At 29.0% G+C, this 9,418-nt stretch carries 10 protein-coding genes; 2 read left to right on the top strand and 8 right to left on the bottom strand.

Annotated elements, in window-relative coordinates; translation table 11 throughout:
- Positions 1 to 11 precede the first annotated feature (11 nt).
- Positions 12 to 275, top strand: coding sequence for a PAAR domain-containing protein (locus J3U63_RS01790; RefSeq protein WP_267370309.1), 264 nt, complete (start codon positions 12 to 14; stop codon positions 273 to 275).
- 674 nt (positions 276 to 949) lie between these two features.
- Entirely contained in the window at positions 950 to 1,591 is a 642-nt protein-coding gene (locus J3U63_RS01795; RefSeq protein ID WP_267370310.1) for a cysteine hydrolase, read from the top strand.
- 584 nt (positions 1,592 to 2,175) lie between these two features.
- Here J3U63_RS01795 and J3U63_RS01800 read toward each other — a convergent pair.
- The 8 genes from J3U63_RS01800 to J3U63_RS01835 all read right to left on the bottom strand — a co-directional run.
- A complete protein-coding gene (locus J3U63_RS01800; protein WP_267370311.1) occupies positions 2,176 to 3,018 on the bottom strand; it encodes a hypothetical protein in 843 nt (280 codons plus the stop codon).
- Positions 3,019 to 3,098: 80 nt separating this feature from the next.
- Entirely contained in the window at positions 3,099 to 4,478 is a 1,380-nt protein-coding gene (locus J3U63_RS01805; protein WP_267370312.1) for a sialate O-acetylesterase, read from the bottom strand.
- A gap of 214 nt (positions 4,479 to 4,692) precedes the next feature.
- Entirely contained in the window at positions 4,693 to 5,010 is a 318-nt protein-coding gene (locus J3U63_RS01810; protein ID WP_267333249.1) for a hypothetical protein, read from the bottom strand.
- 696 nt (positions 5,011 to 5,706) lie between these two features.
- Positions 5,707 to 6,543 (bottom strand): hypothetical protein, encoded by an 837-nt coding sequence (locus J3U63_RS01815; RefSeq protein ID WP_267333250.1) that lies wholly within the window; start codon positions 6,541 to 6,543, stop codon positions 5,707 to 5,709.
- 563 nt (positions 6,544 to 7,106) lie between these two features.
- Entirely contained in the window at positions 7,107 to 7,454 is a 348-nt protein-coding gene (locus J3U63_RS01820) for a hypothetical protein (RefSeq protein WP_065633599.1), read from the bottom strand.
- Positions 7,455 to 7,476: 22 nt separating this feature from the next.
- Positions 7,477 to 7,917, bottom strand: a complete 441-nt coding sequence (locus J3U63_RS01825; RefSeq protein WP_267370313.1) for a lysozyme — start codon at positions 7,915 to 7,917, stop codon at positions 7,477 to 7,479.
- A gap of 201 nt (positions 7,918 to 8,118) precedes the next feature.
- The gene (locus J3U63_RS01830; protein WP_267333252.1) at positions 8,119 to 8,427 is read right to left on the bottom strand and encodes a phage holin family protein; all 309 of its coding nucleotides are present in this window, start codon (positions 8,425 to 8,427) and stop codon (positions 8,119 to 8,121) included.
- 806 nt (positions 8,428 to 9,233) lie between these two features.
- Positions 9,234 to 9,418: hypothetical protein (locus tag J3U63_RS01835; RefSeq protein ID WP_267370314.1), on the bottom strand; the 185-nt coding region annotated here is incomplete at its 5' end.

The following is a 9,418-nucleotide window of genomic DNA, read 5'->3' on the forward strand; positions in this document are numbered from 1 at the left end:
GGGAAAGATTAATGAAAGGGATCATTAGATTGGGTGATCGACACACTCATGGTGGCAACGTGATTAGTACTTCCGGAGCCGATTTTGCCGGTAAGCCTGTTGCTTTAGTTGGAGATAAAGTCTCATGCCCTAAACCAGGCCATGGTATAAATCCAATCATTGAAGGCAATGCTACATGGCTAATGTTTAATACTCCTGTTGCTGTTGACGGATGTAAATGTGCATGTGGTTGTACACTTATTTCAACATTACCAACTGTTGGGAGTGAAAAATAATGCAGTGGCATCAACCTGTTATGGAACAAGGTATCAAACCCAATAATTTTGCCTGGTGGTTTTATGCTAGTATTTTTTGATGTTCTTCAACTGGGTGAGATCACTATTTATCGCTAAAGCACCTAAAAAACAGGGTCATAAAGTGAAAACCACCGTATATTTTAGCCAATATGATGACCTGATTTTGTTATATCAAAAAGTGTAGATACTTTAATTAATACGCTCTGTTTTCTTAACTTTTTTAATGTGAATTTCACCATTTCGATACTTTTGACTTCTTTTAGTTTGGTTGTTTTTAAAATGGATCCTTCATCTGTAACCTATTTAATGAAAAGCTTTTTTTAATGTTGAAATAGCTATCCTATCTATTTTTGCGCTTCTCCTTTAGTAAGACTTTTTACAACACCTTTGCCTTCCCTATAAGGAATTTATCGTGTTGGTATTGCTGTTATCTGAGATACCTTCCCAACACCACTAAATAATGTTTTTAAAAATTGATAATCAATTACCATACCAATTCACCCATATTGTAATTTAACTACAATTATTGTAAATAAATTGCAAAATATGTTTATATCAGTAAAATAGCATACCTGTATAAAAATAAACACCAAATATCAATAATGATGAGGTGTTTAAATTAAACATAACAACATATTTTATAAGGATATTTTATGGATACAAATGTGCCTAGGTTAAAATCAAAAACAGAAGATATTAAAAAATCTGCATTAATTCTTATCGAATGCCAAAATGAATGGCTTCATCCTTCTGGGCATTTATACCAAAGCTTTAAAGATAAAGATCTATTTGAAGAATCAATCAAAAATATTGAATCAAGCTTATTTTATGCAAGGCAAATTCACATGCCAATTATCCATTGTGGTTTGAGATTTCAAAAAGGTTATCCAGAGTTAGCCAATGGAAAAACAGGCCTAAGGCATGCAATTAGTCACTTTGGTACATTTCCTGTCGATAGTTTTAATTCGCAATTTTATGAAACATTAACACCAAAAAATGAAGAATTTATTGTAATGGGTAGAACCGGATCAAGTGGCTTTGCTGGTTCTAATTTAGACATTTACCTTAGAAACAATAGTATTGAAACACTTTATTTAGTAGGATACGCGACCAATGTTTGTGTAGAATCGACTTTTCGTGAAGCTCAAGACAAAGGCTATTTTCCAGTCATCATTAGTGATGCTACAGGTACATTCGATAAAATTCAGCAAGAACACATGCTGAAATACACAGTTCCTCATTACGGCGAATCGATAACGACTAAAGAATTTGAACGATTGTACGATGATCGCTAACTTGTTAAACAATATAAATATTTTAAATAGATTCAATTTAATATAAAAAATAAGTTAGGCTGTCCCAACATTGGGATAGCTATATCATACTCATCAAATTTAAGCTAAATATCAACTAACAGTATTAAAGCAATCAATAACAATCTGTTTAAATTGAAATATAACGAATCATTAGTAAGTACTTTTTGCTCTTATCTAAAAATATGTCAATGATTGTGAGTTAATTGTTTTGATAGGATTAAAAAATTAATGAGATACCAATTAAATATAGATTTTAATATAAAAGAGATTAAGGGGCACTGAAAACTTTTTATCTAATATGAGTAAAACAAGTGAAATCTTAGTAATATAGCAAAAAGCTAAACACTAAATTTGTGTGAAGAGATTATGAAAAGAATAACATCATGATTATTAATAACAATTAGAATGTTAACCTAGTTGAGAGGAGTAGAAAATTGTGAAGTGCAAGAGCTTGGATAACGATATAAAATTATCCCTTTAATAATGACAATAAATGGTGAACTTATAGAGAAGAAAAGCCCATACCAAGGTATGGACTTTAAATGTAAGTACAAACTTATAGTTTAAAGTAAATGTTCATATTTTGTGAAAATTTCATGGATTTTATTGATATCAGCGGCAGTTAAATCTTCTCGGCTAAATGTAGCATAAAATTTCATTGTCCCCTTTGATGGGTCATTTATGGTTCTGTAATTCATTAAACGAGGACAAAACTTAGATTTTGATTGCTCAGAGAGTGTTTTATTGATTGTTTTTCCTTTATGTTTATATACTAGCTTATTTTTATTAATATGAATAACATAAACACCATCATTTTTTTGATTATCTTCTACTAATTCGATTTTATCATTCCCCTTACCCCATCTAAATATGACTCCTTCAAGATAAGAAGCATTTCCAGCAGAAACGAATGAATGCACATAATTTTCATATTGTTCTCCCCCCCACTCAATACCACGAGTTGAAGCTTGAGACATCATGAAAACCAGACATAGATTCGAATCAACATTTCCTAGATCATACTCATAGTGATCAAATAGACTAACATTTTCATTAGCTTGAATACCATTAACTGAAATCATGGGATCTGCATAAGAGTCTAAGTTATAATTCCCTATTACACTATACTTAATATGATTGATATTTTGATATTTTGATGAAAGATAATATAATCCTTTACATTTTTGTTCTAATCCTTCTTTTACTAAGTCATTAATAAGTAATAATAAACACTGACTATCTGGTCTTTCTGACTTGGTAATATAATCTTCATAAATTGCATAAGCTTTTTCACTCACTGTAGTAATTCTATTAATATTATTACCATTATCACTACCGTAATTAACAGAACCTAAATTATTTTTATTCCAATCGACATTTGAAACTTTAATTGCTAAACCTGACATAAAAACTCTCCACTTATTTTTGTTGTTTAAAAAATTTGATTAAAATCGATATTTTAGTTTTAGGATTTAATCAAAATAAATTAATTTTGTTGCTCGCTTAAATGGTAATTAAAAATAACGCACCAGTTATATAAATGGTAATCTTCATTACCTATACGATAGACAATGTTATTATTATCATGCAACTCACCAGCATTCCGATTCTCTATATCGAAAAAACCATAAGTAATTATTAGATTTTTTGGGCTCTCTTTGCACTCTATACGAAGCGTATCACAATTATTATCATCACTAAGTCGTTCAACATTAGTTATAATTTCTTCGCCCACTGAATTTTTTATTGAAAACCCTCTATTTGGGATAGTTAAATTTATATTTTCGAAATATTCAGGTTTATCAAATGTTAAACCAGATTTATTAAATTTCAGGTTTAAAAATTTACCGTTGATAGTGTGAGAAATTGGATGTAATGGCTGCCAATCTTCACCCGATATAACTTTACTCAAAACATAACCGTAATAGGCACCTAATAACTTAGAACTTGGTCCTAACAAATGCCATTCGTCATGATATCTCAACTGATATATAGGTGTAGCCAGATAAAATCCACTACCTTTTTCAAGCGCTAATTCTAATTTTGCTAATGCAACATCTGGATAATCTTTTGAATTTTTACTAGAATAAGAGGAAGAAACTTGATACATAATAAATGGTAAATCTGAATAATCATCACCTGTAATCGCCTCTATATCTTGAATAAGATCAGTGCGTAATTGTTTCAAGGCTTTTTTATATTGATTAATACCTGTACCGTAATTATACTCACCTTGAGTCCAAGTAATTGCCATCACCCTATATGATTTTCGTTGTTCAACTGCTAAACGCATACCATTTCTAACATCTTCAAGGATATAATTATAGTACTCAGTACCTTTAGATAACTCTGATATAGACTTGCCACCTCTTGCACAGCAAGAAGAAAGTATCCATTTATTTTTTAATGATTTTTTATCAAACTCACGAAGAAACATATCTGCAGTGCCTGCAGCAGGTGTTTCACCATTCTCCCCATTCTGCCACTCACGATGATTGTCTAAGAACTGGTATTTATTTTGCGAAGCGTATCGTGTTTTGATACCATGATTAAACATTTTTGCTGACGATGAAAAACTAGTTGGTGTCTGAATTGGTAGTGAATTTGAACCTTCTGCTAGTGATTGACCATAAGTAATAATATGATTAATATCAGCAAGTCCTGAATCAGGTGGATAGATTAATGTTTTTAATTTAGCAGCAAATTGTTTATCAATATTAAATTCTGTATTACCCTCTTCATCAATTTTGAAAGAGACATTGCCTTGCTCATCAGCAATAGTAAAACCATTTTTTTGAGTATTATTGAATGAAAAATTTTCTGGTATTGACTTTTCAGGATCCAATAAATCGTTTAAATTTACCATAATTGCTATTTGTCCTTAGTTATATATAAAAAGCAAAATACAGTTATCAAATTAAACAAGGTTTGTTATAACAAACAAGTAACTAAATAAACCTGTTTTACTTTTATTCAATTTCAGTCTAAAAAACCTAAAATGAATAGCAGATACAACCATATGATTTGCTTTTAACATTTTTAAGTTATTTTTTAGACATCGATGTTGATGATCTATGTTGTTATAATTGATTTAAAATCACTCTCAATTTGAGAGCAAATTGGCGATTGATTTTAAATTCTGAAAATCCGTTTTCATCAATTCTAAAAACAACATTACCTAACCTATCAATAATCGAAAAACCATTATTCGGGGTATTAGTAAATGCTGAAGGTTCTTTATTGATAAAATGAAAGTTACCGTCTTTATCGATTTTTAAAACATATTCACCATTTCTATTACAAATATAATAGCCATCCTCTTTTACATCATAAAAATTTTGTGGAAGCGTGTTTGTTTGATACGGTATATCATTTAATGTTTCATTTGAATTTGTCATATTATTTTCACCTTTGTTATTCATATAAAAAATATAGCTAAATAATTAAATTAGATCTGATATTACTTTTCATAAATAAGAAGATATCATCCTCCACCATACAAATTTGTATTGTTCTATCTATTTGAAAATATGAGTTTTATAGTTTTTGATATATAAATTATTTTTAAGACAATATAATTACGTCTAATTAAAAAAAGCTTGGATTTTTTGATTAGCCTAATTTAATTTGCTAAAACGCGAAAAAATGATTATAAACTTCGATTTTTATTGAGGATAACTTATCGATAAAGCATACCTAGTTTGAAACAAGTAATACTTTAATTCATTTAATGTTTAGCTATTAAATAGTGATGTAAGCATACTTTTTTTAAATTTTTACACTTGAGGGTTGAATTGTACTTTTAAAAACATCGTAATTGCTGCCTAAAATATTTAACAATCATTACTAGAATTAATCATTTAAATTTATGGTAGATAGGTGGTTATACCCTATTTGTAGCTGCACTTAAAAGCTTCTATACCACGTTTTAAAACATGCACTTTTTCACTTTATTAGTTAGCATTAAGCAATAAATGAAAAGTTATTTGATAATTTAAATTATAATCATAAAGTTAAAATCTTTTTCTAGCCATTTATTAGCAAGAAAAAACCCACAATAATTGTGGGTTTTTAATTTAAAAATAAATTAATGATTATAGATATGCTTCGAATTCAGTAAAAATTTGTTGAATCTTAGTAATTTCAGATGGAGTTAAACCTTTTCCTTCAATTCCACTACTAAATGTAGCATACATCTTCATTGTACCGTTACCTGGATTTTTAATAGTGTTATAATTTAATAAAGATGGGCAGAATTTAGCACATGAACGCGGAACATATTTTGTTAAATTAACAGCACGATGACGGTAATCTAATGAAGTTCCATCAACATGAATAACATAAACACCGACAGGATCTTGTGGATCTTCAGATTTTGATACAGCAGCATTTTTACCATTATTCCATTTAAAGATAGCTTGGTCGAAGAAATCTGCATTACCAGCAGAAGAAAATGCATGTACGTGGTTTACTTCGTCTTCTCCGCCCCAATCAAATCCATAAGTAGAAGGTTTAGACATCATAAATACCAAACATAAATCCTTGTCTAATGAACCATCAATGATTTGATGATCATAAAGATCTGCACGACTTTCGATTTTTGTTCCATCATATCGAACTGTTGGGTAATCGCTATATCGATCTATAACATTGTCACCGATTATACTATACTTAATATGCTCAAAGTTATTGTTAGGGGATGCTAAATAAAACAAACCAGTACATTTATTATGCAACCCTTCTTGAACTAACTTATTAATAAACAGTGCTAAAGCGAAATTATTTGGGCGAGCTTCTCGCTGATTACTAAAATCGCCGGTTTTTTCAATGTATTTCTTATAAATGGTAACTGCTTCTAAACTAATCATTTTTTCAATGTCAGCCATTGAAATTAAGTTACTGTTCTGAATTAGATCTTGTAAATTTGACATAAAATTCTCCATTATTTGTTATTTAAATTAAAAAGAAATTTGCGTTCAACTTTGAATAAAAGTTTATTTCGCAAGGTTTTACTAATGTTATTACACAAGGTAATAATCGAAAATGACTCACTATTTAGTAAAATAATAGCCAGTCATATCGATAGGTAGATAGCGAAGTTGTTATTAAACAACTTACTATTCATTTTTTTGATTAAAAGAATGGGTTATTGCATTGACTGCCAACCAAAATGGGGGATAGCATTAATATAACGAGTTAATTTAGTATAAATTTAAGTCAATTAACCCGTTAAAACCACGCTATGAAAGGGTGTTAAAATATGTATTAAAAACTGGGTATTTTTATTTGATACCTTACGCCGCTATAGAAAAACAGAAATTAAATTAATAAGTTATTGATATATCATTCTAATTTCTATCAACCACCTTATTGGTTTAAAGCTCGGATTGCCCTTTTATCTTGATTACACTTTTCAATAACATTGAGCAAATGTTCGTTATATTTAAGACTACTCGCAAAGGTTAATGGTTTAGGTGGTAAAGCAGGTAAGCAATCAGTTAATAAGCTTTCGGATATTGGTCGATTGATGTAAACTTTTTGCTCTTTCGTACAAGCTGTTAGTAATATCACTAGGAACATACTCATTAGCACATTGGTTATTTTTAAGTAAGTCATCAATTTTTTCCTGCAATTCTAAGGATTGATTTTCAAGGTTTCGTTTTGTAATTTCGTTATTAGCAATAATTTGATTATCTTTTATCGTTTTCTGTTCAAGCTGAGAAAGCTTATTAGTCAGTTCTTGAACTTGTTCTAACCTTTGTTTAGATACCTGGATTTGTTTTATATACAAACAAATTAATAACAAGCATAGAAACATAAAAACACCTGCAATTTTTGCCATTTTTATTTCCCTAAAAGATTAGTTAGAAATGATTAAATAAATCTTCTTCAGCTTGTCTACGATTAGCTAAACCAATGCATAATTGTTTAACACCATTAACAGTGATTTTGTTCCAACGACAAAACTCTTTCGATGCACCAAGGTAGTCACCAATATTTAATTTTGCTAATAAAGTCGATTGATTAAATGCTGATACACCGACATTAAATACAAATGAGCATAACGCATCATATTGGTTTTGATTTAACTTAACTTTCACCAATTTATTAATCGACTGCTCAACTGGATATAAGTCTTGCATTAAAAAACATTCAGCTTGTGCCTGACTTATTCTGTCATTCTCTTTCACATTTTTGGTGTGACCATAACCAATGGTCCAGATTCCAGCTGGACATTTATAGGCTTTGACCGCTAAACTTTCAAAACTTTTGATAAGTTCTAACCCTTTTTCACTAATAATCATTACATTGTCCTAATATTGTTTAGTGTTATAAATCTGTATATTGCATTGAAATTTTTTAGATAATTGATGGGAATCAGAAGAAATAAAAAAGAACATTATTAACTATCAATAAATAGTAAAAAAATAATCAATAATTTTTAGAATAATTTATTACATTGATTATGTGATTAATTTATTTCAATAATCTATAAAAATAACTTATTAATCATTATCTTTCATTTTTTTAAGTAATTTTTCTTCTAGGATTTTAATTAAATTAGCGCCTGACCAGCCTGCCAAACCTGCAACTCCTCCAGCCATTTCAAAAGCCCAATTGAAATAACTAGCAATAAGGATGACCAAAGCACCCGCAAAAATCGATATAAATATTTGAGCAATTAACGTCCACAAAAAGAACTTATGACCATTAAGTAAGTGATAGCAATAACTGGCTAATGAGCCAAGTAACGTAACAAAAAATAAATATACAACAACTATCCAATGGATATTATCGGGATCTTTGATTGGCATATGTTTAACCTTATAAGTGTTTTTGAATTAGATAATTAAAATGAATGATGTTCGAATAGGTATAATGTGAGTTTTTTTAAACATAAACTAAAACACCAATGTTAAATTGGTTTGATTAGTACTCAATTGTTTGATACTAAAATAACTTATTTATCGATAAATAATATTAAGCAGGAAAATCCTATTTATCCTAACTATAAACTAGTAATTATTTTTTATAATCAATCTACGCGATCTGATTGAGATAATAAGAACGATAATTTGTACAAATAGAAAGGTATAAACATTTTTAATTTTGATGGAATTGGTTAAATGTTACTTTATGATTTTATTATAAGATTTACTAAATAAAATAAATAATTATAAATCAAACAATATCGTTTAAAACAATTCAAAGGATAGGATCATTATCACAATATTGGAGTGTAATAAAATGACGATTTTAAATACTAACCAATAACAAATATATTAACATTATATTTTTATTGTTTTTTATTCAATTTTTCGTGTTAAAAAGGTGGTGCAATAAAACAGAAAGTAGTCATTAAAGATAACGAATAATTAAACTAGGCATGCCATTAAACTAATAAATGATAAACAAAGCATATTATCTTTTAATAAAAAAATTAAAGACAGCCAAAATATATAATGAAAATATTTTAAATTAAACAACTTCATGTTAAAGCAATTAGATAGGTAATATCAATTTTAATCACATAACAAAAAAGCCCGTCTATTGCTAGCGGGCTTTTTTATGCGTTTAAATTTTGATTATGGACTAATTATATATGCTTATTTGCGCAATGTCAAGCATTTTCACTGCAATGTTTAACATTTTTACTACTTTTATTGAAAAATGGATAAATATTTCCACCCACAAAACTTTGTGCCTGATTCAAAATATTGATAATGTCGTGAGGCCTTTTACCTATCGCTTTCGCTTGTGCATTACAAGACACATTCTTTAAGTAATACGCCACTAACACCGTCC

The organism is Gilliamella sp. B2838, from assembly GCF_026536185.1.
GTDB lineage: Bacteria > Pseudomonadota > Gammaproteobacteria > Enterobacterales > Orbaceae > Gilliamella.